Origin of the sequence: Porphyromonas levii (assembly GCF_018206105.1) — a bacterium.
Taxonomy (GTDB): domain Bacteria; phylum Bacteroidota; class Bacteroidia; order Bacteroidales; family Porphyromonadaceae; genus Porphyromonas_A; species Porphyromonas_A levii.
In genome coordinates this window covers 12793-37874 of sequence record NZ_JADRGN010000015.1, presented here as the reverse complement: position 1 = coordinate 37874, position 25082 = coordinate 12793, and the positions used below count along the sequence as shown (strand labels likewise).

The following is a 25082-nucleotide window of genomic DNA, read 5'->3' as shown; positions in this document are numbered from 1 at the left end:
AAAACTGTATTAGAGATTTGATAATTAGATAATATATGGGTAACAAAGGGAAAATATACATTGCAGGTATAGGTCCTGGCAGAGCTGATGAGATTACACCTGCTGTGCAGAGGGTATTAGGAGAGTCGGATGCCGTTGTGGGTTATGACTTCTACTTCCAATTTGTATTAAAATTTCTCAAGGAGGGAGCGGAGTGTATCGATAGCGGTATGCGCCAAGAACGTGCACGTGCTGAGCTTGCATTTGAGCAGGCAGAGCAAGGTAAGGTGACTTGCGTAATTAGTTCGGGCGATGCTGGTATCTATGGTATGGCTCCATTAATGTATGAGATGCGTGAGGAGCGCAGCAGCGACATTGAACTAGAAGTATTACCAGGCATTTCGGCATTCCAAGAGGCAGCCTCTATCCTTGGCGCACCTATTGGGCATGACTTCTGCATTATCTCTCTCTCCGATCTTATGACCCCATGGGCTACCATAGAGCGTAGAGTGGTGGCAGCAGCCGATGCAGACTTTGTTACAGCTATTTACAATCCGAAGAGCCATAAGAGGTTTTGGCAGCTAGAGCGAGTAAGAGAGCTATTCCTTAAGAGTAGAAGCGCAGATACTCCAGTCGGTATCGTGCGACAAGCAGGGCGAGAAGATCAGAGTGTAATAGTGACGACCCTTGGTGAAATGGATATTGAGGTGGTCGATATGTTTACTGTTGTGCTCATAGGTAATAGCCAGACCTATCTTTCGGGTGATACTATGATTACGCCTCGCGGTTACTATAGAGAGAAGCACGAGGGTAAGGAAAAGATAGGGCAGCAGATTATGATGCAGAGCTTTAGGACTATCTCTTTATTGCTCAAGCAACCTGATGTACCTTTGGATCATAAGTGGGCACTACTACACGCTATCCATACCACTGCCGACTTCGATATGGAGCAAATCTTCTATAGCGATGCCGATGCTGTGGCAAAGCTCCATGAACGGTTCAAGAAGGGAGAGATAAAAACCATTATCACTGACGTTACAATGGTAGTCTCTGGTATTCGCAAGGGAGCTCTCGAAAGATTAGGTATCGAGGCTAAGTGTTATCTCCACGATCCCCGTATTGCCGATATGGCTGAGCAATTGGGTATTACTCGCACTCAGGCAGGGGTAAGACTAGCGGTAGAGGAACACCCCGATGCGCTCTTTGCTTTTGGCAATGCGCCAACAGCGCTTATGGAACTAGCACACCTTATTCGCAGGGGCAAGGCTACGCCAAGTGGCATTGTGGCAGCTCCAGTTGGCTTTGTGAATGTCTGCGAGTCTAAACAAATGATTAAGCCCTTCAAGAAGATCCCCAAGCTGATAATAGAAGGGCGCAAGGGGGGTAGTAATCTTGCGGCTACGCTTGTCAATGCTATCCTGACCTATGACGACGCAGCAGCTCTTAAGCCCGGTAGAGACGTATGAAGATAATTCTTATTGGTACCGATGATAATAGAGAGCGGTATTGGCCACCCGAACTATTAGAGCTGATCAAACAGAGTTATTACTTCTCTGGTGGTAAACGACATCACGAATTGATTAAGCCTTACTTACCGGAGAAGTATGAATGGATAGACGTTGTCCCTCCTGTACCAGAGGTAGTTCGGAGTTATGAAGGCAAAGATCAGGTTGTGGTCATTGCCTCATGCGATCCTATATTCCATGGGATAGGGCAGAGGATAATGGCGGTGTTCCCCGAAGCAGAGATTGCTCTATTCCCTTACTTCAATTCGCTTCAAATGTTAGCGCACAAGGCACTCCTACCATATCAGGAAATGCATGTCGTCTCCCTAACGGGTAGACCTTGGTTGGCTTTCGATGAAGCATTAATCCAAGAGGAGAAGATGATTGGTATCCTCACCGATAATAGGATGCACACCCCACGTACTATTGCTAGCCGTATGCTGGAGTATGGGTATGATAATTATGATGTCTATGTCGGTGAACTCCTAGGCAATAAAAAGCAAGAGCGAGTCACGAAACTTACAGTAGCTGAGGTCGCAGAGCGAGACTTTGAGTACCCCAATAATCTGATTCTCACAAGACAAGTACAGCGTAAACGATTGTTTGGAATACCAGATAAGCTATTTACACATCTGGATGGGCGGGAACGTATGATTACCAAGATGCCTATCCGTCTTCACACTCTCTCTATGCTTGAGCTCTATGGCAAGAGAATACTATGGGATGTGGGGTCATGTACGGGCTCTGTTTCGGTAGAAGCGAAGCTACAATTTCCTCATCTGGAAGTAGTCGCTTTCGAGATTAGACCAGAGGGAGAGGGGTTACTAACAGAGAATGCTCGTAAGTTTGGAGCCCCTGGCATCGTATTCGGTGGAAGGGACTTCTTGGAGGCAGATCTGGCAACACTCCCAGCCCCTGATGCCGTATTCATAGGTGGGCATGGGGGTAAGATGGTAGAGATAATGGAGAGAATTTGGCAGGTATTGGCAGATGACGGCGTGGTGGTATTCAATTCAGTGAGTGACGATAGCTACCGTCAATTCTGCGATGCTGTGGAGCGAGTAGGGGGTAAGATAGAGGAGGAGACAAGGCTCGCGGTTGACCAGTTCAATCCTATTAGAGTAATGAAAGCAAGGAAATAGTCATGGATAAGAGAGGAATAGCGATAGTTACGCTATCGGAAGAGGCAAGGGAATTAGCACAACTACTAAAGAGGGAGCTCCAAGAGGCAGATCTTTATAGTACTAAGGAGCAAGAGGGTTTCACATACCTAGAGAATCTCCAGACTGGTAGTGGGGAATTAATGGCACGCTATCAGTTGATTATCTACTTCTCAGCCATGGGAATTTGTGTGCGGAGTATTGCTCCCTACTTAGTGAATAAGTATTCAGACCCTGCAGTACTCTGTATTGATACCACGGGAAAGTACGTTATTTCTGTGGTATCGGGACACGTAGGGGGTGCCAATGACTGGTCCAAGAGGGTCGCAGCTATTATTGGTGCCGAACCAATCATCACTACTCAGAGTGATAGACTAGAGTTATGGGCACTCGATACTTTAGGGAAGTCTCACGATTGGAAGAACGAGCCAGTAGGGGCATCACTCAATGATATCATTGCGCTCTTTGTACATAAAGAGCCCACAGCTTTATTGTTGGATATTCGAACCAAAGGAACCGCTTGGCTAGAGCGTTCGAAGCCCGATCATGTGGATATCTATTGGAATATATCTGATATAGATTGGTCCAAATACAAGCTCTTCATTGCTGTTACCTACATCGAGTATAAAGATATACCTATTCCACAGCTCTATTACCGACCTCAGGTACTGCACTTGGGTATTGGGTGTCGTAAGGATGCCATCCCAACTGGTGTCGCAGAGCATATCTTAGAGGAGATACGGAGATTCGGCTATTCGACTAAGTCTATAGCTGGAGTACATAGTATTGAGCTAAAGAAGGATGAAGCACTTATTGCCGATGTGGCTAGTAAACTAGGTGTGAAGCGTAGTTTCTACTCTTCGGAGCGCTTAGCAGAGATAGAGGTGCCTAATCCTTCTGCAAAGGTGGAGCAGGTAACCTCAAGTGCAAGTGTATCAGAGGCGTCTGCCTTATATGCTTCAGGCGGAACGCTCTTAGTAGAGAAGCAGAAAGGAGCACTAGTTCAGGGGAGTGACTTTACCTTTGCGCTTGCTATGGAGCCTGTAGGTACTAAAGGTGGTCACATTGAAATCGTGGGCGCTGGACCAGGAGATCCCGAACTGGTATCGGTGCGAGGTAAGCAATTCTTGCAACGAGCCGACCTTATCCTATATGCCGGTAGCCTAGTGCCTATCGAGCTGACATATTACGCCAAGGAGGGAGCTACCGTCCGTAGTTCTGCTGATATGGCTCTCGAGGAGCAGTTCGAGCTGATGAAGGAGTTTTACGATAGGAATTGTCTTGTCGTACGCCTACACACTGGTGATCCTGCTATCTTTGGCGCTATCCAGGAGCAGATGGCTCTATTCGATGAAGCAGGTATGAGCTATCACATTACGCCAGGTATCTCTTCGTTTCAGGCAGCTGCTGCAGAGCTGCAATCGCAGTTTACGATTCCGGAGAAAGTACAGACGATTATCCTCACAAGAGGTGAGGGGCGCACACCTATGCCCGATCGAGAGCAGCTGCATAAGCTTGCAGCATCGCAAAGTACTATGTGTATCTTCCTCAGTGCCTCAATAGCCGAGAAGGTACAGGAGGAGCTATTGGTGCACTATCCTCCTACAACGCCAGTAGCTGTATGCTACAAGCTGACATGGAAGGATCAGAAGATATGGCGTGGTGAGCTACAACATTTGGCGCAGATTGTAAGGGAGAATAAGCTTACACTGACCACCCTCATTGTGGTAGGTGAGGCTATTGATAACCGCAAGGGATTATCAAAGCTCTACGCCGACGAATTTAAGCATCTATTTAGGAAATAACCATGCAGCATCCAGTACAGATTGTATCTTTGGGTAGTGGGGCTCCAGATAATATTACCCTTAGAGCATATAGGGCTCTAGACGAGGCTGAGGTCATTATCGCACCAGGGAGAGCTGCCCTAATAGCTATATCTAGCCTAGAGCATGCAGAACGAATTGTAGAGAAGACAGTACTCAAAACTTGCCCAATGAATAGGGATAGGAATGAGACTATGGCTCTCTACCGTAGTATTGCAGAGGAGATTTCGGCACTGGTCACAGAGGGAAAGAAAGTCGCATTGGTTACCATAGGGGATGCCGGTATCTACTCTACAGCTCAGTATGTGTGTGATGAACTAGATGTCCCCTACACCATAGTTCCAGGTGTGCCGTCTTTTGTGGCGGCAGCAGCGAGTGCAAATAGTAGCTTGGTGCGCCAGGGAGATAATCTTACAGTCCTTAGCGAAATCGGTAGTGCCGATGATATTAAGGCACCACTCCAGAGGGGAGAGGCAATAGTGGTGATGAAACTCTCTGCACATCAGGAGCTAGTGAAAGAGATAATTCAGAAGGGGCAATACCCTTTTATCTATGCGGAGAAATTAGGTATTCCTGACGAAGAGTGGTCTACTCAAGATTACACTACGTTCTCCAATAGGGAGTGCCCCTACTTATCATTAATCATTATTAAGCCCAAAAGGATATGAAGAGAATTGTCACACCCCTATTTCTATTATTGATTTTCCTGCTCGCTAGTTGTAGCGGTGAAGATAATAGCACCGAGCAGAGTAGCTTGGTGCAGGATGAAAGTATCAAGTATGCCGAAGGACTCTCAATAGAGCATGGAGAGGGGTTTACTTTGGTAGATATTTCTGACCCATCTAAGCAGGAGACACAGACATATCACTATGCCTTAGTCCCTAGGGGGACCGCTCCTGAAGGCATCCCTGCCGATTACGAGGTGATAGAGACCCCTGTAAGGCGATTGATTGTAATGACGACATTGCAGCTGTCCAACTTTATCAAGCTCGATGCCGTAGATAGAGTAGTGGGTATGCCAAGTACTCGTTTCTTATTCAATCCTACGATGAAGGCTCAGTTGGAGTCTGGAGCGACAAGGAGAATAGGGATTGAGGGGAACTTCGATACCGAACTGATCATGGCACTACAGCCTGATATTATTTTGGTATCTCCATTTAAGAGGGGAGGGTATGACGTCCTCAAGAACCTCAATATTCCTCTAGTGACTTTCTTAGGCTATAAGGAGACCACTCCACTAGGACAAGCGGAGTGGCTTAAGTTTACCGCACTCTTGCTGGGGATAGAGGATCAGGCAAATGAGAAGTTCGCACAGATTGAGACTAAGTACAACGAATTCAAAGCGCTCGTTACAGACAAGGTACAACGCCCCAAAGTACTCAGCGGTGAACTCCATGGCGGCAATTGGTATGTAGTGGGAGGGGAGAGCTACCTAGCCCACCAGTTTGAGGATGCAGGAGGGGACTACTTTATGAAGGACAACGAGGAATCAGGAGGTTTCTATGTAGACTTTGAGACTGTGTATTCCCAAGCTGCCGACTCTGATTATTGGAGAATAACGAATAGCTATCCTGGTACCTTTAGCTACGAAGTGTTGAAGCAAACCGATGCAAGGTATGCCGACTTTAAGGCGTTTAAGGATAGGAAGGTTATCTATTGTAATCTTAATGAACGTCCATTCTATGAGCTCTCTCCTGTAGAGCCTGAGAATGTATTGGCAGACCTTATCAAGATATTCCACCCAGAGTTACTTCCAAGTCATAAGCCAGTATTTTACGAACTCCTCACGCTTGAGCGATGAATAAGAGACAAGCTATCCTTTTTGCTATTACTCTATTCTCTATAGCCCTTTTTCTGATTCTAAATCTCGCACTAGGTACGATATCGATTCCCTTTACCGAGGTGGTCAGTATTTTATTGGGCAATGGAGGAGAGGAGCAAGAGATATGGCGCAATATCATCTGGAAGAGCCGCTTCCCTCAGACAGTTACCGCTCTAGTCGCTGGAGCTGGCTTATCTATAAGTGGTTTGCAGATGCAGACGGTTTTCCGAAACCCGCTTGCAGGTCCTTCGGAACTAGGTATTAGCTCGGGTGCTAGCTTGGGTGTGGCTACGTTGATATTACTATCCGGAAGTATTAGTCAGAAAGCACTGTCCCGTATGGGCTTAATGGGCGAAATCGCTGTTACTGTTGCGGCAATCATTGGCGCCATGGCAGTGATGGCGATTATTATGGTCATTTCTCAGAAAGTGCGTGGTAATGTAGTACTCCTTATCATGGGTGTGATGATTGGTTATATCGCCAATGCTATTATCGGAGTGCTCAAGTTCTTCAGTAATGACGAAGATGTACGAAGCTATGTGATATGGGGTTTGGGCAGCTTCGCCAAAGTGAGCGGAGATCAAGTGACCACCTTCGTGGTACTAATGCTCATCCTGATGCCCCTCTCTTTCCTATTGATAAAGACGCTCAACCTGATGCTCCTGGGTGAAAACTATGCGCGTAACCTTGGACTCAATTACCGTAGAGCTCGGCTGGTTGTTATCTTTTGCTCTTGTATACTTACAGCCATTGTTACCGCTTATTGTGGTCCCATTGTTTTCCTTGGGCTAGCGGTGCCACATCTTTGTCGTACCCTTTATACGACTTCCAATCATATTATATTGATGCCTGCCGTTACACTAGTGGGTGCTGCCTTGGCTCTCTTGTGTAACTTAATAGCTCGGATGCCAGGCTTTGAGGGTGCTCTGCCAATCAACTCGGTGACAGCACTTATCGGTGCACCAATAGTTATCTCTGTACTTTTCGATAAACGTAGAGCCGAACTAACCTAATGGATAGAAAGCAAAATATAGAGCTTAGAGATCTCTCTATCGGGTACAAGTTGCGCAGAGGTATCAAGGTTGTAGCTAGTGGCTTGGATGCAATTGTGCAATCAGGAGAATTAACTTGTCTACTTGGGTCTAATGGCGTGGGGAAATCTACCTTGCTACGTACCATCTCTGCATTCCAGCCCAAGTTGGGTGGAGAAATCATTGTGAAGGGGCAAGAGGTTGAAGACTACAAGGAGCGAGAGCTATCCAAGGTGATTGCGGTAGTACTTACAGAGCGTTTCGCTGATAACAATATGACCACCTATGAGCTTATCTCTATGGGACGTAGTCCCTATACAGGCTTTTGGGGAAGACTAGATGATGAGGATAAGACCGCTGTAGAGCGGGCTATAGACCTAGTGCGTATTGAGCATTTGAGATACCGCATGCTTCACTCTCTCAGCGATGGTGAGCGGCAAAAGGCTATGATTGCCAAGGCGCTGGCTCAGGATACGCCTATTATTATATTGGACGAACCCACTGCTTTCCTCGACTTCCCTTCCAAGGTGGATATGATGCAGCTCCTCCATAGACTTTCAAGAGAGACGGGCAAGACCATATTCCTATCGACCCACGATTTGGAGCTCGCTCTACAAGTATCGGATAAGATATGGTTGATGGATGACGATAAGAAACTCCACATAGGCACTCCTGAAGATCTCGCCCTTAGTGGTGAGCTGAGCCGTTTTTTCCAGCAAAAAGAGATAATTTTTGATGAGGCCACAGGGCTATTCAGGATAGAGAATGGCTATAAGAGGGAGATTAAGGTACTTGGGCATGGGCACCTATTTGCCATGGTACGTAAGGCGTTACTCCGCAATCGCATCCTCGCCAATAGAAGTGCTGAGAGCAAGGAATATATAGATACGAGAGAGGGAAAGATTGTACTCTATCGTTCTGATAAGGCTATGGGTGTTGAGCTCCAATCTATAGAGCAGATGCTAAACGAAGTCGTATGAATCCATTAATCATAGGAGGAACAACTGAAGGGCGCATAGCTGTGGAGGTGTGTGAAGAGGCTGGAAAGCCCTTTTACTACTCTACTAAGGGAAGTTCGCAGGTGGTTAAGCTGCACAATGGATTGTCACTAACTGGCGGAATGGATGAGCAAGAAATGCTCTCCTTTTGTCGAGATAATGAGATAGGACTGATCATTGATGCCGCCCATCCATTTGCCTCCGTGGTTCACGCGAATATCGGTAAGGTTGGAAAGGCACTTGGACTGCCTATTATTCGCTTAGAGCGAAAGTTCCCAGAGGTGCCTGAGGAGGCGATAAAGGTCGCATCCTTTGAAGAGGCGTTACAGTTATTGCACCAATTGAGCGTGGATAAGATGCTTGCACTCACTGGGGTGAATAGCATCTCTAAGCTTGAGAGCTATTGGCTACAGCACGATACCTACTTCCGAGTAATGCCTATCCCTGATACCGAGAAGGTATTATCTAAAAGTAAACTACCAAAGGATAAAATAATTTACTATAACTCCACTCAGCCCGATGAAGAGCTTTTCCAAGAGCTACAACCTGATCTCATCCTACTGAAGGAGAGTGGTACCACTAGCGGATTTGAGGACAAAGTGGCTGCGGCACTTGCTTTGGGAATTAAAGTGGTGGTTATTGCGAGACCCCCATTGGGCTACCAAGAGAGTAGCTCAGTGACAGGAAAGGTGGGGCTTAGGAGAGCTATCGAACAGCTCTTACCTAGCTTCTTCCCCCTGCGAATAGGTTTTACTACTGGGACTACGGCAACGGCAGCTACGATAGCGGCGTTACAATCTCTTCTGGATAGCGAAGAGATAAAGGAGGTGGAGGTAGAACTGCCTATTGGTGAGGTTATTCCATTCCCAATACAGCGTGTCGTATTGCACGAAAGTTCCGCTACCGCTGTGGCAATTAAATACTCTGGCGATGATCCCGATGTAACCAATGGCGCAGAGATACACGCTACCGTTAGCCTGAGCACAGAGCATACAGGCGTTAGATTTCTCCAAGGAGAAGGAGTAGGCAAGGTGACTCTGCCAGGAATAGGCTTGCCTATCGGTGATCCAGCTATTAATAGGGTGCCAAGGCAGATGATGACTAACGCAGTAGGTCAGTTGGTGGATCTAGAGCAAGTAGGCGTAGATATTACGATAGTTGTACCTACAGGGCAAGAGCTTGGTGCTCAGACCTTCAATCCTCGGCTTGGTATCATAGACGGTATTTCTATCTTGGGTACTACGGGTGTTGTACGCCCTTATTCATTGGATACCTGGGTCGCTTCCATAGGAAGGGAGATGGAAGTAAGCAAGGCTGTAGGAGTAGAGCATTTGGTACTCAATTCTGGAGGGAGAAGTGAGCGTTTCCTTAAGGCTCGTTTTCCAGAGCTTCCGTCCAATGCCTTTGTACAGTATGGTAATTTTATCGGCAAGAGTCTAACTATGGCAAAGGAGCTAGACTTCCCGAAGATAAGCCTTGGTATCATGCTAGGTAAAGCTGTTAAGCTGGCGAATGGCGAGCTAGATACCCATAGTAAGAAGGTCACCATGGATATTGATTTTATACGTTCACTAGTGCAGAAAAGCGGTGCCTCCGATGAAATATTGGTGCAAGTAGGGCAGATTACTATGGCGCGCGAATTGTGGGATGTACTACCCGACCGCTCTTCTTCTTTTTACCAAATGGTTATTCAGCTATGCTTTGATGTTTGCCAACCATTGGTGCCAGAGAGTGAACTAGAGATATTACTTATTGACGATCAAGGACAATTTATTACAAAAGATATATGAGACACTCCTCCTTTATGATAGCTGCACCGACTTCGGAAAGCGGCAAGAGTACGATGACCATAGGTATCCTTAGGGCACTGCACAAGAGAAGTATACAAGTTCAACCATATAAGTGTGGTCCCGACTACATTGATCCTAAGCTCCATGAAGTAGCATCACAGCAGACTTCGATCAACTTAGATCTCTTTATGAATAGTGAGGAGGTGGTGAAGGAGTCTTTCGCTCGCTATGATGCCCCTGCGCAGGTCTCTGTGGTCGAAGGAGTAATGGGGTTATTTGATGGTTATAATAGAGACAATGGTAGTTCGGCACATCTTGCACGCACGCTTGGTCTGCCGATTGTGCTAGTGGTAACGCCTAAGTCTATGGCTTATAGTGTAGCACCTCTTCTTTATGGTATCAAGCACTTCCAGCCAGAGCTCAATATTGTGGGGGTACTATTCAATAAGGTGAATTCTGAAACGCACTTTAAATATTTGCTGCAAGCCTGCGAAGATGCTGGCGTACAATGTATTGGTAGAATTCCTACTGATAAGCAGCTGGAACTACCAAGTCGATACCTCGGACTAGAGACTGAAGATGCTTCTAAACTAGAGCGATACGCCGAACAAGCGGCTCGACTGATAGAGGAGAATATTTCATTAGATACGTTGTTGTCACTTACTGAAAAAGAGCCTTCGGTAGCACCAGAGCCAATGCCTAAGTTGTCTGCCCTAAATATTGCTGTGGCAAAGGACGAAGCCTTTACTTTTATTTACCCTGAGAATATAAAGATACTGGAGCAATTCGGGACTATTACCTACTTTAGTCCTATGCGTGATAGTCACTTACCAGAAAGCGATTTCGTCTATTTCCCTGGTGGATATCCCGAATTGTATCTCCGAGAACTATCGGCAAATAGTAGCATGCTGAAGAGTGTCCAATCCTATGCTGAGTCTGGTAAACCTATGCTCGCTGAGGGTGGGGGAATGCTCTACCTAGGGCGAGGGCTTACCGATTCCTCCAATAATCGATACCCTCTTGTAGGGCTATTGGCACAAGAAGCGACTATGCAGAGCCCTAAGCTTTCATTGGGATATCGGCAATTTACTCTTGACGATGTTCAGGTAAAGGGTCATGAATTCCACTATTCTAGATTGGAGCATCCTATACCTAGTATCGTGCAACAACACAGTGCTCACAATGTAGAGGTTCCTACTTCTCTCGTAAGGTACAATAACTGCTTTGCCACTTATACTCATCTCCGCTTTACCAATGCGCTGATTGGGTGGCTATTAAATGCTTAAGACTGCCCCATTATTATTACTGTTCATGTTTTATAGTATTTGCACCTGTTGCTACTAGCGCAAGCATTGAAATTTATTCCTAGGAATAAATAAATTTATCTCTAGGAATAAAAATATTTATTTGTACAGAAAAATAAATTTATTCCTAGAGATAAATTTGACTGATATGGCTAATTCATTTGACGCCTCAGTAGACTAGGGGTAATAGGAGCATATTGCACAAGCAACTCTCTTACTAATATGTTTGCTAATAGGCTGAGACTTTGCACGGAAGCATGATACAAGGCGCCGAGACTGAGGGCGAGAGGAGCGTACTTTGGTACGTAATACAGCCCGAATGCCGAACCGTAGGTCGCCCACAGGCAAAGCAATGCTGTAGTTCGCTTAGGTGTAACAGTCTCAATAGACGTACATTTCGGAAGTTATCTATATCGATAGAAAATAAAAAAGATACCGAGCAATCACAAGGTTGCTCGGTATCTTTGTTGATAGAGACTCTCAGTATTTTACTGTGGAGTATCGTTACTTCTTTGAAAGTTCTGCGATAGCCTCTTTGAGGTGCTCTAGATAAATGTCATTGATTTCTTTGTAGTCACCAAGACCCTTCATGTGAGCTTCTACAGTCCAACCCTTCTTCTCTAGCTGTACTTTCCAGCTCTGCTCATCGTCCTTAGCTTCCTTATCGTAATCACCCGCCATATCGTTATTGGCGTGGTCACCAACGATGGTCATAAGAGGCTGAAGGTGAATCATCTTGCCAGGAATAGTATTCTCAATCTTATCAAGCTCCTTGCTAAGGTAATCAAATAGGCGCTCTGGGAAATCTACAGTAGCTACATAAATATGGTCGTGACCATATTCTTTCTTCGCATATTCACGCATTGCTGTTTCAATGTCAATGTATCTCTGATTAGCATCTCTATGAAGAGCCTCAGGGTTACCATGTCCCATAAATGCAACTACTTCGTCCTTCTTGATAGCCTCCTTATGGTCATCTACAAGAATCTTAGCAACACGCTCGATATCCTCCTTTGAATAGAGAAGCGGCTTGCCAAGTACTGCATTGTTACGACCACGGGGATCATCCTCTAGGTATACGTTGTACTCCTTGTGTACATAAGCACGGTCTAAGAGGGTGAACTCCTCACCAGGGATAACGTGGAGGGACTGTACGTATACATTCTTATAGTCTTTGCCACGGAAGCTCTCCATCCACTTAGCTGGTGGAATAAACTCCTTGCCCTGAGCCTGTAGGCGGTTGATGATAGTACGTGAGGTATAAGAGATGAAAAGATCCGTATTAGGGAAAGCGTTCCCAAAGAACTTCTTTTGATTATCAAAGGTCTGCTCTGGTACCTTAAATGTAGAACCAAAGGTAACGAGAAGCACTGCAGTATCGTGCTTCTTTGGGAAAGCATCTGCTGGGTTAGTAGAGGTTTTCTCAGCTGGATTGTCTGTACCCTTACATGATGTAAGAGTGGTACCTGCGACAAAGGTAATAGTAGCAAGAGCTACCAGCGTCGTAACAAACTTTTTCATGTCGTAAATCATTTAATAAGTTATATAATGGTTATTTGCTTTCTTGGTTGAAGCCAATGGTGACCTTAGCGAAGACCGTGCGGCCAGGTGTCTTGGTACCGAAGTTGAGACCATAAGGATGGGTTTCCCTATAGTTGAGGATATTATTGATACCTAGTGCGAGCTGAAGATCCCAATGTTTCCAATACTTAAATTTCTGAGTGGTAGTAAGGTGCCATAGCATGTATCCAGGGGCATTGCCATAGTAAGCGTAGTAGCGCTCCGATTGCATACGACCGTGTAGACCAGCCGTTAGCTCGTACTTCTTCTTCTTGAGTGTATAGGTTGCCCCAAGAGTGCCTTTATGGGTTGAGGTACCATCAATAGGGTGCTTCACCATTACTGGTGGTTGCCCCTTTTCTGTAAGATTAGCATCGAATACTGTAGCCATCGTATTGGTATAAGTGTATCCGGCAGATAGCTTTAGGTAATTGGTAGGGCGCCAGTTGAGTGTGTACTCTAGCTCCCATATTTGTGCATCTTCGGCATTGACGTACTGCATTGCTCCATCCACAACACGTCCCTCATCGCTATAATACTTAGGAGGGAGCTTCACGGGGATAAGCGTGATCATATCTCTTACCTGATTGTATGAACCATATAGGTGCATGGTCAGGCGGCGGGTAGGTGTATAGCTAAATCCTAGAGAAGCGAAGTCGGAAACTTGTGGCTTGAGGTCACGATTACCGAGGTACATTCTGAGCTTTCCCATCATGGCACGTTCATACTCATAGTATATCTCCTTGATGGTTGGGGTCTTGAACCCTCTGCCATAAGTACCTCTTATCTGTAGTCCGATATTGCCAGGTACGTAGTGAAAAGATATCTTCGGAGTTACCTGGCTACCGAAAGCATTGTGGTAGATGTATCGCAATCCGCCAGTGATATTGAAGACCTTACTTATCTGCCATTCGTCCTGAGCATAGGCTGCGAGTGTATATGAATAGGCAGAGCCATTGGGCATACGATTAGGTGCGATGAGGTGATCCACTATTCCTTCTATACCGAAAGAGAAGCGGTGTTGGTCGCTCAATTGCATGATGCCCTTACCATGGACTAGATACTGTCGCTGATCGCTTTCGAGCGAGGACTCTCCGGGCTGGTAGTAGAATGGTATAGGTACGTAGTGGATTCGACCGTCATCAAGGAGCTCTTCCTTGATATACTCATCCATATACCTATTATAGTAATCGTAGTGATAAGCGTGACGGTCGAAGCTCCCGAGCAAACTATAGGTCTGGTATATGCTTGGTCGGAAGGTGGTCTCTATACTCGCTGATTGATCATTGTACCTGAGGTTATACATTCTCCAGCGTGGCGCTCCAGGGGTGTGGAATATCCTTTTCTTGTAGAGCATGCCTGTCGCCTTTCCCTCCCATTGTTTATTGGGACGCCAAGCGAACTCTTGTTGGAGCTTATGATTGTAGAATGCGCTGGTTGTCTCTGTTGTACTATTCTCATAGAGTTCGTTGCGGTAAATCTCTTGGGTGCTATTTTGCCAACCGCTACTCCTATCTCCAGAGTACTGGGTGACGCTAGAGAAGGTTTTGTACCCCCAAGCTAGCGTATTGCTTTGTTGCCACTGACCGTAGGAGCCTATGCGTGAGGTGTTGAGGATAGAGAGGGGCGTGTCGGTATAATCCTTGGTGATGATATTGATGACGCCCGCCATAGCATCGGAGCCATACAGCGTAGAGGCTGCGCCCCTTACTATTTCTACCTTCTCTATCATATTGGGGTCTATCTTGCTCAAGTCATTCTCTCCACCTATATCGCCGTGCAAGCGCCGACCATTGACCAATACCAAGATATAATTATTGCCAAGGCCTCCGAGCGTAATACCGCTCCCCATAGCACTGCCTAGGGCATCGAAAGATGGGGATAGAGCCATTAGCATGGCTTCAATACTCTCGCCAGATACGCTGATGATATCTTGCTTTGTGACTACTTCCGTGCGGACAGGAGAGGAGGAACTATAATGCTGTGTACCAGTACCTGTAACTACAAATTCGTCTAAGGTTCCATACATCTTGATGGAGTCAGATGGGTTGGTCTGCGCCATAAGGTTGGTGCCAAATACACAACAGAGCAGTACACATGAGATTGCGTACCCTAATTTATGCCTATCTCTAAAGCACATCACTATAAGAATAATCAATAAAATAAACCAAATACCTGCCTATTCCTGGGCATAGGTATTCATCAATAATACAATTTCTGTGATGCTAGGCAGGTCTCCCGGCTCTGTCGATTATCGGCTGCCTTCCCAAAGAATTATCTTCAGTGGCATAACTTATGAGTACCGATAACTAGAGGAACATACCCTCTCAGACATTTACGGTAGCAGGAATTGCTTTGGATTTTCACCAAATTCCCTATTAAACGATAACTTCTAGTATAGAAATCTTCATGCCTCGCAACTAGGTACAAAGGTAACAATATTTTTCTTCTTAGGTATATGATACAGCAGTATTACGTGAATTAGACTTCGATAATAGCTAATATATCCAAATTATTGTCAATGCTAAGAGCTAAAATGAGAACTCCTCTACTGAGCATATTCCTTCACTTTCCTAAGGGAAGAAACATATTCAGTAGAGGAGCCGCTTATCTATAGGGTGCAAAAACAACATCCCGATAATGACCTTTGATGGCTAAAGAGCCGAAGACGGGACTCGAACCCGTGACCTACGCATTACGAATGCGTTGCTCTACCAACTGAGCTACTTCGGCGAATTGCTCCGCAAAGGTAACAATTTATTGTAAATAATTAGTCAATTAAGTGAGCAATCTTTACTTCTTTGATTGGGTAGAGTTTACCTAGCGCTTGGAGGTCTATATGTTTACGATTACCTACTATGGTGATTGTGATAGGTTTTCCCTTTACTAGTTGTTCATGAGCCGAGATGATTTGCTCCTGAGTAAGGTGCTGAAGCTCTTCCTGAATCATGAGCGAAATATCCTTACTGTAGCCCTGACGCTCCAGTGATCTTATTTGTCGTGACCGCAAACGTAGGGTAGGGTAGTAGGTTCTTGCCATACTGAGCAATCCCTGTCGGGCGTTGGCATAACGGTTTACATCATCGGGCGCTCTCTCTATAAGCTCTGCTACCAACTTGAGTGCTTGGACTACTTTATCTGCCTGTGTACTCAGGGTGATAACGTAGTCTGTTTTGCCATTTGCTATTGTCGCAGGTGCGAAGTCTGCATACCCACCCACGCCGTAGGCAAGTGAACGGAATTCGCGAACTTCTTGGAATAGAAGCGAGCTCATACCACTGCCCAAGTAGCTATTATATAGTCTGATAGCAGCCTTCTGCTCTTTTGTCAGAGTTCCCAAGGGGAGGTAAATCTTGATAATGGCTTGGGTAGCACTAGGCTCGTGCGCAAATAGTACCCGTGATTGCTGCTGTACAATCGACGGAATATGACTATAGCCTTCGCCCTTGGTCGTTATGTCGTTGGCATGTAGCGCTTGTACAATCTGTGGCGCGATAGTGTCGATATCCAAAGAACCAGTATAGTGAATATCCACTTCGCTACGTAGTAGTTGCTGAAGCTCCTCAATGAGGTCTGCGGGCTTGATCTTCTTTAGCTCAGACTTGCTGATGGATGTTTTATAGGGTGCATCCTCCCCATAGCGGGCTAGCTCGAGAAGTCTCTTAGAGAGTGTTGTAGGGTCTTTTTTCGTGGCTCTATCCGATAAGCTCTTACTCTCCATGAGCTTCTTCATCGCCTTCTTCTCGGCTTGTACATCGAAGAGGAAGCGGCTTAAGAGCGCTATGCTCTCATTGAAATGATGGTCAAAGCCCGTGAGCTTGATGACAAAGAAGCTATCCCTTGATTCGAATGTAACGGAAGCACCTAGTGCCTGAAGCTCACTATTGAACTCATGGTTGCTCCAACCTCCACCTCCTACTAGGTCTAGGTAGTACTCTAGTACCTCTAGCCTTGGATGCTTAGTGGCTTGCTGGAAGTAGAGGAGATCTAGAGTAAAGAGGTCGTTCTCCTTATTGGTGGTCTTGAAGAGTTGTACCAATCCATTGCCCGTAAGGGTTCGTCGCTCAATATCTCTTGTGAAGTCTAGTGCCCGTATGGGAATGTCGGAAATAGGCAAAGAATCCATGTGCCGGGCAAAGTCGGATTGGGCTCCTTGGTTAGGAGCTACTACTGGCTGGTACGGAGGCTTATTAAGATGCTCCTTAGGATATCTTCCGGTCTTCTTCCTGATTTCCAAGAAGTCACTACCTAGGTAGAGGTTAGCTACACGCATAACTTCCTCTTTAGTCAAAGAACGTAAGCGCACTAGGTCTTGGCTAAATGAATCCCATGTCCTCCCCTGAGCGTAAAGATCTCTCAGTAGATTAGAGCGTTTCTCAATGCTTTCAATCTGCTGTAGGTATTCCCGCTCAATAATGAGCTTTACCTCTTGAAGCTGTTTGTCAGTGAAGTCTCCTCGCTTTATCTTATCGATTTCCTTCATCACCATCGCCACAGCCTTCTTTCTACTATGTAGTAGCTTAGGCACGGCAAAGAACCCGAAGACACCATGGTCATTGAGTGCGGTGGCTATTGGCGATGCTCCCATAATGTCTCCCTCTATGGTGAGCTTATTTAGGAGACCTGTCTTGCCCTCATTAGAGAGTAAGGATTGGATGAGAGATAGAGTAATCTGGTCGGGATGTGTATTGGGAACCGTTTGCCATAGGTAGGCTGCTCCACTAACAAAGGGGATAGGGAGCTTTACATCTAATCGTTCATGTCCCTTGAATGGTTTAGGCTTAGGCATCTCTTCCTTAGGCGCATTGCCAGGAGCTATCTTGCCAAAGGTGCGCTCTAGTAACTCTTCTAGTCCTTCGCGCTTGAAGTCTCCCACTAGTATGAGTGCCATATTTCCTGCTCGATAATAGGTATGGAAAAACTCCTTCATAGCATGTAGGTCGGGCGACTTAAGTGCCTCTGTACTGCCAATAATAGGGAATTGGTAAGGGTGTGGTGCGCAAACTCGCTTCATTACCTCCTGCATGGGCTGAGTCCCCATGTTATCAGAGTACATATTCTTCTCCTCATATACCGTTTCTAGCTCGCTCTGAAAGAGTCTGAATACAGGCGCTACCATGCGCTCGCTATTCAGCTCGCACCAATGCTCGAGATATTCAGGCGAAAAGGTGTTGAAGAATACAGTGTAGTCGTACGATGTGCCAGCATTGAGTCCCGTCCCGCCATACTTTGTGATGAGTCTATTGAACTCATTGGGAATAGCGTACTGAGTAGCCTCAATATTGAGCTGATTTATCTTTTTCTGTATCTCCTGTCGCTCCGCAGCACTGTTGGCTTGCTTAAGAAGCGTATATTGATTAGCTATCTCAGCTAGAATAGGTTGCTCCTTGGCATAGTCTACTGTACCGATACGCTTAGTGCCCTTGAACATTATGTGCTCAAAGTAGTGTGCAATACCTGTATTGGGGGAATGCTTTGCCCCAGCTCTCACCGCCACGGTACCGTAAACCTTAGGCTCCGAAGAGTCGTGAGAGAGCCAGACCGTAAGTCCATTGGATAGTGTGAGCTCCTCGACCATTTCGGTCTGAGCTAGAGAAACGTTGATAGTCATAATTGTTGCTGTTAGGAATAGTAAAGGTTTCATGGTCTTAGACGTATTAGATGTAGATTAATGATAACTACCTCCGACTTGGTGCCAATCCGAATCGGAGAAGAGGAAAGCCCAAATCCTGAACTCGTTATATAGTGTGTGCCACCCTCCTCAATATAGCCATAAGAGTTTTCGAATATCATACCTAGGAGCCACTTGAAGGGGATAAACTGCCCGTCGTGTGTATGTCCATGCATGGCAAGGTCTACACCACTAGCACGCTCTTCCTCAGGTTCATTAGGCTGATGGTCTAGAACCATAGTGGAAGCTCCTATAGGTACTTGATCCATAAGCTTTACTAGGGGAAGCCTTTGTTTGTTCATAGCGTCATCTCTTCCCACTAGATAGAGGCTATCCTCTAGTCGTACTACTTGGTCGCGTAGCAATACACCAATACTACTTAGCCAGTCGCATTTCTTTTCTAGATCGATATAATACTCGTGGTTCCCTAGTACATGGAATATCTTGGAGGGGTCGGGATGTAGGGCGCGCATCAGTGTTGTAACCTCTGGATATTCCTCTACGTAGTGGAAGTAGTAGTCCAACTGATCGCCTCCTACAAAGACATAGTCCGGTTTTTCATCTTGTACGATCTTAGCCATCTTACTCACCTGCTCCTGGGTAATAATATCTCCAAAGTGTATATCTGTGATGAGTGCTATCTTGAGGTCATGAGACGAACCATTGTAGGGTAGGGAAACGTTGTAACGAGTGACCACTGGTTGCATCGTATTGTAGTAGCCCTGGATACATAGGATAAGCGTTATCGGCATCAGGATGAGCATAGCCAAACCTCTAGCTCTACGCTTAGGGATATCGCCTTTGATGACCCCCGTTTTCTGCAGTATCCATATTGCAAGGTAGGCTAATACTAGGAGCATTAATAGTACTCCTATATATATATAGTAGTTGCTGAATATCAGTCCGCCTACTCGCATAAATTCCCCATTCTTATTGAGAGAAGCACTGGAAACGACGATATATACGAAGTAGAGTAGCTCTAGTCCTACCCAACCTAAACTGACTTTACGCCAAATAGATCCCTTTATTGTCCCTTTCCAAACCGCAGTGAGTAGGAGTAGATTCATAAGGAGCTGACCCACCAGCGAGATAATTAGCATGCGCATGAGGATACTTATTCTTTATGCTTTTGGAAGAATCTGATAATCATAAATAAAGAGACGGTAAAGGAGAGGATATCGGCAACGGGGGTCGACAACCATACTCCCTTGAGTCCCATAAACTGTGGCAGTATATACAGTGCAGGTATCAAGAGCACAATTTGGCGGGAAACACTTAGTATAAGTGACCGCCAAGCTGAACCGATACTCTGGAAGAAGTGAACCGTAGATACCTGAAACCCTACAGCCCAAAAGGCGAAGGTCTCGATAGAGACAGCGATAGACGCAATCCCGATAAGTTCGGTATCGGCAGTAAAGAGCCGCACTATTTGCTCGGGAAATAACTGAGCTAGAGTAAGCCCAATGAGCCCGATGGTCACATTAATCTTGACCGTCTTGGAGAATGCTTCCCTAACCCTACCCATATTGCCAGCCCCGAAGTTGTACCCCACAATCGGTTGCATACCTATAGATAATCCCATAATGAGCATGAAGATAAGGGTGGCAATACTATTGGATATTCCGTAAGCCCCTACGGCATAATCCCCACCGTACTTCACAAGGCTAGTATTTTTCATCACTTGCACCATACTGGATGCTAAGTGCATCACGAAAGGTGCTACGCCAATGCTAAGGATACTCCCGATATAGCCTAGCTTAAACTTGAAGTACTTAGGCTTAATGAGTAGAAGGTTGCGCTTGTCTGTGAAGTGCTGCATCACAAAGAGCATACCCACAAACATACTAATGACTGTTGCCCAAGCTGCACCTCTAATACCCCAGCCTAAGCCATAGATGAAGAGGGAGTCGAAAAGGATATTTAGCACCGCTCCTATAATCATCGTAATCATAGCCTTGAGCGGATAGCCTGTAGACCTCATTACCGAGTTGTAGGAGAATGTGATGTTGGCGAAGATATTGCCAGGTATTACAATCTCCAAGTAGGCTTTGGCATAGGGAATGGTACCCTCCGATGCGCCAAAAGCATAAAGTAAGGGCTCCATAAATATGTAGGTAAGGGATATGGTGCTAAGACTAAAAATAAGGGAGAGCAAAAAGGCATTGCCCAATAAATACTCTGCTTCTTCGTTTTTCTTTTGCCCCAAAAGGATAGAAATCCTAGAGGACGCGCCCACACCCACTAGTACGCCGAAGGCTTGTAGAAATATAAGGATAGGGAACGTAAGGGCAAGACCAGAAATAGCCATACCACCTACACCCTGTCCTATAAATATACGGTCTACGACATTGTACAAAGAATTCACCATCGATCCTACAATCGATGGCAATGCATAGTTTCTTAGTAAATGGCCGATGGGGAGTATACCAAGGTCGTTTGTTTTTGAACCCCTTCCTGCTCCTTGGGCACTTTTATTTCCAAACACGATTCGTCGAGCTAAATGTTATGTTCCATTTTCCTAAGCCCTCCTCCCGAGGAATCTAAATTGGAATGAGGTCGAGTAGTCGACCACTGTGGCGGTTACCCCAGTTTGCTAATGCGTTGTAGCTTGGACTCGTCCAATACCTTAATCTTCCTCCCATTCAGGCTGATAACACCCTCTTCCTGAAACGAACGAAGAGTGCGTACTGCATTACTAGTGGTCATGTTGCTGAGATCCGCTAGTTCGTTGCGTGTCAAGTAGGCATGGATGGTTCTGCCATCACCCTCGGAACCATATTTGTCCTTAAGTAGCAGAAGAGACTCCGCTAGCCTCCCTCTCGTATGCTTCTGAGTCAGGGTGATGATCATTTGGTTGCGCTCTCGCAGACGTAGTGCAAGGTCGTCCATGAAATAAAGACCTACTCTAGGATTGCTACGCAGGATACCCTCTAGGCTCCTAATTGGAACTAAGCAGATAAGACTATTCTCCATAGCGGTAGCACTGGTAAGAGGCGATTCGGACGCAAAGTGAGCCTCATAGCCGAAAAACTCCTTGGCTCGTATCAGACTTAATATCTGGGTACGATCCTCCTCCTGGGTGATCTTTACTTGACCATTGACCAGGATAAAAGCATTTTGTGGAATAACCTTAGCATCATATATCATCTCACCACGCTTGTAGATATAGTAGCTAGACCATATCAAGAGCTCCTCTCGCTCTGAGTCTGTAAGTAGGCTCCAGAGTTTTGGCATTATGTTGGAGAGATGAGGGCTATTCTCCTTTTTAATTTCAATCTTTTCCTTCATCGCAACTTATATTCCAGCACAAAGATACATATTTTTCACCACCTTCTAAAACAATAGTAGTAGATGATTTTATACAATTTCGGTGATGTTTTTCGCTAGACTAGCATTGGTGGCTCTAGTACAGGTAAAAAAGTCCTCGGTATATCTAGGACAGTCTCTCCCGCGAGGGACTGGAGTTTATATGGCTAGGGACTGGAGTCTCTCCCGTGAAGAACTGGAGTCCCTCCCGAGAGGGAATCTGTAGAACTAGTAGACCGCTGAGCGTTTTTCTACAGAGGAAAGGAAAATGAGATAGGTGAGCATGGTCGGTATTTGATATCGGGGGTCTTTAGGGTAGGGAGAGTTACTCTATTTTTTGCTATCTTTGCAGGCGAATTGTATTGAATAATAGAAAATTGAAGGAAATAAGATGACAGATAAGATAAGCTACGCTATTGGTCTGAGCATGGGTCATAATTTTAAGGGCGAAGGTATAGAGATAAATAGCCCTGAGGATTTCACTAAGGCTGTGCTGGATGTGCTCCAAGAGAAAGAGACCGAGATGACTATCGATGAGGCTAAGCAGGTAATTAATGCCTACTTCACAAAGCTACATGAGGAACGTATGGAGCTCAACAAGAAAGCAGGTGCTGAGTATCAGATGATCAATGGCAAGAAGGAGGGGGTAACCACTCTTCCATCGGGTGTACAGTATGAGGTGCTCCAAAAGGGAGAGGGCGAGAAGCCTTCGGTAACCGACAAGGTGAAGTGTCACTATCATGGTACGCTGATTAATGGGACTGTGTTTGATAGCTCTGTAGAGCGTGGCGAGCCAGCGATATTCCCAGTGAATGGCGTGATTATGGGTTGGCAAGAGATCCTCCAAATGATGCCTGTAGGCTCTAAGTGGAGGGTGACCATTCCTTATCAGCATGCTTACGGAGAGCGTGGGGCTGGTCAGGCAATAGAGCCATATAGTACGCTGATCTTCGATATCGAGCTACTAAGTATTGAGAAGTAATATACACAATCATAACAATTAATTGGAAAGATAATGAAAAAGACTTTCACAGGTGTTGCAGCTACCCTTATGGGCGTAGGTCTGCTCGTATCTTCTTGCGGTGGAGGTAAGATTAAATCCGCTAGCTTTACTCAGGATAACGACAGCGTTTCTTACGCAATTGGTATCCTTAACGGTGCTCAGTATAAGGGCTATCTGGAGCAGGATTCTACCATTAACATGGAAGAATTCCTTCAGGGTCTAGCTGACGGTGCTTATGACAAGGGTGGTAAGAGCTCTTCTTACAACCAAGGCTATGGTATCGGCGAGAACTTCCGCAGGGGTACTCAGGAGGATAGCACTGTAAATATCGATAATCTCGTAGCTGGTTTTGCCGATATGCTTAGGGATCAGGGTCTGATGACTGAGGATGAGGCAATGGCATTCATGAACTCTTACCAGGCTAAGATGCAGCAAAAGGCTATGGAAGAGCAGAAGGCTAAGGAGGCTAAGCAGATAGAGGCTCAGGATAAGATCCTTGCCGAGCTTGCAGCTGATTCTGAGGTAATGAAGACTGAGAGTGGTCTTATGTATAAGGTGACTAAGCTAGGTACAGGCGTGAAGCCAAATGCGACGGATACTGTAACTGTGCACTACAAGGGTACGGATGTTATGGGTGAGGTTTTCGACTCATCTTATGATCGCAATGAGCCTACTTCTTTCCCACTTGACCGTGTGATTGCTGGTTGGACTGAGGGCTTCCAGCTCATGCCAGAGGGTTCTACTTTCACCCTATGGATTCCTGGTAACCTCGCTTATGGAGAGCTAGGTACTCCTACGAATGGTCCTGCTGGTCTACTCAAGTTTGAGTGCGAGCTTATTAAGGTGTCTCCAGCTAAGTAATAAGTAGAGACCTACTGATACAATATATTATAGTGGCTATGTGGGCAATCGCCTGTATAGCCACTATAATATTGTAAATACATTAGCACTCTTCCTTCAGGGCAATAAAGAGAGCCGTGAAAGCACTTGGCTTTCACGGCTCTTATGTATAATAACAAGTAACGATTACTTGCGGAATGGAAGCTTGATTACCTCTGCAGGGATATCCTTCTTGCGGATGCGGATAAAGATCTCGCTACCTGGATCCTTAAACTCTCTCTTGACGTAGCCAAGACCAATACCCTTGCCATCAAGGCTTGGTGCTGGTGCCCCTGAGGTGACACGTCCAATCACGTTACCATTAGCACCTACAATCTCGTAGTCTTGGCGTGGTACGCCTTTCTCCTTTAGCTCGAAGCCAACGAGACGATTCTTGATGCCCTCTTCCTTGGTCTTGAGCAGGAAGTCACGGTCGGTCATCTTTTCTTTGCCGTCTACGAACTTAGTAATCCAGCCTAGACCAGCCTCGAGAGGATTGGTGGTATCATCGATATCGTGACCATAGAGACAGAAGCCCATCTCGAGTCTAAGGGTATCGCGAGCACCTAGACCAGTAGGCTTGATACCAAACTCTTTGCCTGCCTCGAATAGAGTGTCCCATACAAGGCGAGCATCCTTGAGATCCTTGAAGTAGAGCTCAAAGCCACCTGCACCGGTGTATCCAGTGTTAGAGATGATACAATCAAGTCCAGCGAACTTGCCTAGTGCATAGTGGTAGTATGCAATGTCGTCGAGATTGACATCGACACACTTCTGAATGGTTGCTTTGGCCTTAGGACCTTGGACAGCTAGGATGCTAACTCGCTCGGAGTCGTTCTCTAGGACAACACCTTCGTACTGGTGCTGCTTCATCCAGTTGAAGTCCTTCTCTATATTGGCAGCATTAACTGCACACATATATCTACCATTCTCTAGCTGATACATGATGAAGTCATCTACGATGCCTCCCTTGCCATTTGGCATATAGGTATACTGAGCCTTGCCAACCTCTAGTTTGCTTACATCGTTGCTAGTTACAGCTTGTAGAAATTCTAGTGCTTTAGGACCGCTAACGATGACGGCTCCCATGTGTGATACATCAAATACGCCTACATTGTCAATCACATTCATGTGTTCTGGGTTGATACCCTCGTATTGGATTGGCATGTTGTATCCAGCGAATGGAGCCATCTTGGCTCCAAGTGCGATATGGATATCGGTAAATGGAGTAGTCTTCAATTCCATAGTTCT

The 25082-nt window shown here is 45.8% G+C and carries 18 protein-coding genes, 1 tRNA gene and 1 riboswitch; of the genes, 11 read left to right on the top strand and 8 right to left on the bottom strand.

Annotated elements, in window-relative coordinates; translation table 11 throughout:
* Nucleotides 1-35: 35 nt before the first annotated feature.
* Genes cobJ through IX315_RS04750 form a run of 9 tightly spaced genes read left to right on the top strand, consistent with a single transcriptional unit; the run spans nt 36 to nt 11394 of the window.
* A complete protein-coding gene (gene cobJ / locus IX315_RS04790; RefSeq protein WP_211639583.1) occupies nt 36-1445 on the top strand; it encodes a precorrin-3B C(17)-methyltransferase in 1410 nt (469 codons plus the stop codon).
* On the top strand, nt 1442-2626 hold the full coding sequence (cbiE, locus tag IX315_RS04785) for a precorrin-6y C5,15-methyltransferase (decarboxylating) subunit CbiE (RefSeq protein ID WP_211635641.1): 1185 nt from the start codon (nt 1442-1444) through the stop codon (nt 2624-2626). Before cobJ ends, cbiE begins: the two co-directional genes overlap by 4 nt.
* Nucleotides 2627-2628: 2 nt before the next feature.
* Nucleotides 2629-4449, top strand: a complete 1821-nt coding sequence (gene cobM, locus IX315_RS04780; RefSeq protein ID WP_134849639.1) for a precorrin-4 C(11)-methyltransferase — start codon at nt 2629-2631, stop codon at nt 4447-4449.
* A 2-nt stretch (nt 4450-4451) separates the two neighbouring features.
* Complete coding sequence (locus tag IX315_RS04775; RefSeq protein ID WP_018359079.1) at nt 4452-5135, top strand: precorrin-2 C(20)-methyltransferase; 684 nt, start codon at nt 4452-4454, stop codon at nt 5133-5135.
* Nucleotides 5132-6268, top strand: coding sequence for an ABC transporter substrate-binding protein (locus tag IX315_RS04770; RefSeq protein WP_018359080.1), 1137 nt, complete (start codon nt 5132-5134; stop codon nt 6266-6268). Before IX315_RS04775 ends, IX315_RS04770 begins: the two co-directional genes overlap by 4 nt.
* A complete protein-coding gene (locus tag IX315_RS04765; protein WP_018359081.1) occupies nt 6265-7302 on the top strand; it encodes an iron ABC transporter permease in 1038 nt (345 codons plus the stop codon). Before IX315_RS04770 ends, IX315_RS04765 begins: the two co-directional genes overlap by 4 nt.
* Complete coding sequence (locus tag IX315_RS04760) at nt 7302-8300, top strand: ABC transporter ATP-binding protein (RefSeq protein ID WP_018359082.1); 999 nt, start codon at nt 7302-7304, stop codon at nt 8298-8300. Before IX315_RS04765 ends, IX315_RS04760 begins: the two co-directional genes overlap by 1 nt.
* Nucleotides 8297-10108 (top strand): cobalt-precorrin-5B (C(1))-methyltransferase CbiD, encoded by a 1812-nt coding sequence (gene cbiD / locus IX315_RS04755; RefSeq protein WP_211638099.1) that lies wholly within the window; start codon nt 8297-8299, stop codon nt 10106-10108. Before IX315_RS04760 ends, cbiD begins: the two co-directional genes overlap by 4 nt.
* A complete protein-coding gene (locus IX315_RS04750) occupies nt 10105-11394 on the top strand; it encodes a cobyrinic acid a,c-diamide synthase CobB (protein WP_018359084.1) in 1290 nt (429 codons plus the stop codon). The genes cbiD and IX315_RS04750 overlap by 4 nt, the downstream gene beginning before the upstream one ends.
* A 522-nt stretch (nt 11395-11916) precedes the next feature.
* Here the strand turns inward: IX315_RS04750 and IX315_RS04745 are convergent.
* The 7 genes from IX315_RS04745 to IX315_RS04715 all read right to left on the bottom strand — a co-directional run bounded on the left by IX315_RS04745 (nt 11917) and on the right by IX315_RS04715 (nt 21931).
* Complete coding sequence (locus tag IX315_RS04745; protein WP_211638098.1) at nt 11917-12933, bottom strand: sirohydrochlorin cobaltochelatase; 1017 nt, start codon at nt 12931-12933, stop codon at nt 11917-11919.
* Nucleotides 12934-12964: 31 nt separating this feature from the next.
* The gene (locus IX315_RS04740; RefSeq protein ID WP_244973093.1) at nt 12965-15034 is read right to left on the bottom strand and encodes a TonB-dependent receptor plug domain-containing protein; all 2070 of its coding nucleotides are present in this window, start codon (nt 15032-15034) and stop codon (nt 12965-12967) included.
* Nucleotides 15035-15183: 149 nt separating this feature from the next.
* A riboswitch (cobalamin riboswitch) is annotated at nt 15184-15404 on the bottom strand.
* A gap of 228 nt (nt 15405-15632) precedes the next feature.
* Nucleotides 15633-15705: transfer RNA gene (locus IX315_RS04735), tRNA-Thr, on the bottom strand.
* Nucleotides 15706-15742: 37 nt separating this feature from the next.
* The gene (locus IX315_RS04730) at nt 15743-18583 is read right to left on the bottom strand and encodes a M16 family metallopeptidase (RefSeq protein WP_244973092.1); all 2841 of its coding nucleotides are present in this window, start codon (nt 18581-18583) and stop codon (nt 15743-15745) included.
* Nucleotides 18584-18612: 29 nt separating this feature from the next.
* Nucleotides 18613-19749 (bottom strand): metallophosphoesterase, encoded by a 1137-nt coding sequence (locus IX315_RS04725; protein ID WP_211642228.1) that lies wholly within the window; start codon nt 19747-19749, stop codon nt 18613-18615.
* Nucleotides 19750-19757: 8 nt separating this feature from the next.
* Nucleotides 19758-21128: an MATE family efflux transporter gene (locus tag IX315_RS04720; RefSeq protein WP_483407059.1), complete on the bottom strand. Its 1371-nt coding sequence runs from the start codon at nt 21126-21128 to the stop codon at nt 19758-19760.
* Nucleotides 21129-21223: 95 nt separating this feature from the next.
* On the bottom strand, nt 21224-21931 hold the full coding sequence (locus IX315_RS04715; RefSeq protein ID WP_211837232.1) for a Crp/Fnr family transcriptional regulator: 708 nt from the start codon (nt 21929-21931) through the stop codon (nt 21224-21226).
* A 409-nt stretch (nt 21932-22340) separates the two neighbouring features.
* On the opposite strand from IX315_RS04715, the gene bamJ reads away from it, so the two are divergent.
* Nucleotides 22341-22931 carry a BamJ family beta-barrel-assembly machinery protein gene (gene bamJ / locus IX315_RS04710; RefSeq protein ID WP_211638095.1) on the top strand — a complete coding sequence of 197 codons (591 nt, stop codon included), beginning with the start codon at nt 22341-22343 and terminating at the stop codon, nt 22929-22931.
* A 33-nt stretch (nt 22932-22964) separates the two neighbouring features.
* Nucleotides 22965-23813, top strand: a complete 849-nt coding sequence (locus tag IX315_RS04705) for an FKBP-type peptidyl-prolyl cis-trans isomerase (protein WP_211837231.1) — start codon at nt 22965-22967, stop codon at nt 23811-23813.
* 165 nt (nt 23814-23978) lie between these two features.
* Here IX315_RS04705 and gcvT read toward each other — a convergent pair whose 3' ends face one another.
* Complete coding sequence (gcvT, locus tag IX315_RS04700; RefSeq protein WP_211837235.1) at nt 23979-25070, bottom strand: glycine cleavage system aminomethyltransferase GcvT; 1092 nt, start codon at nt 25068-25070, stop codon at nt 23979-23981.
* Nucleotides 25071-25082: the final 12 nt, after the last annotated feature.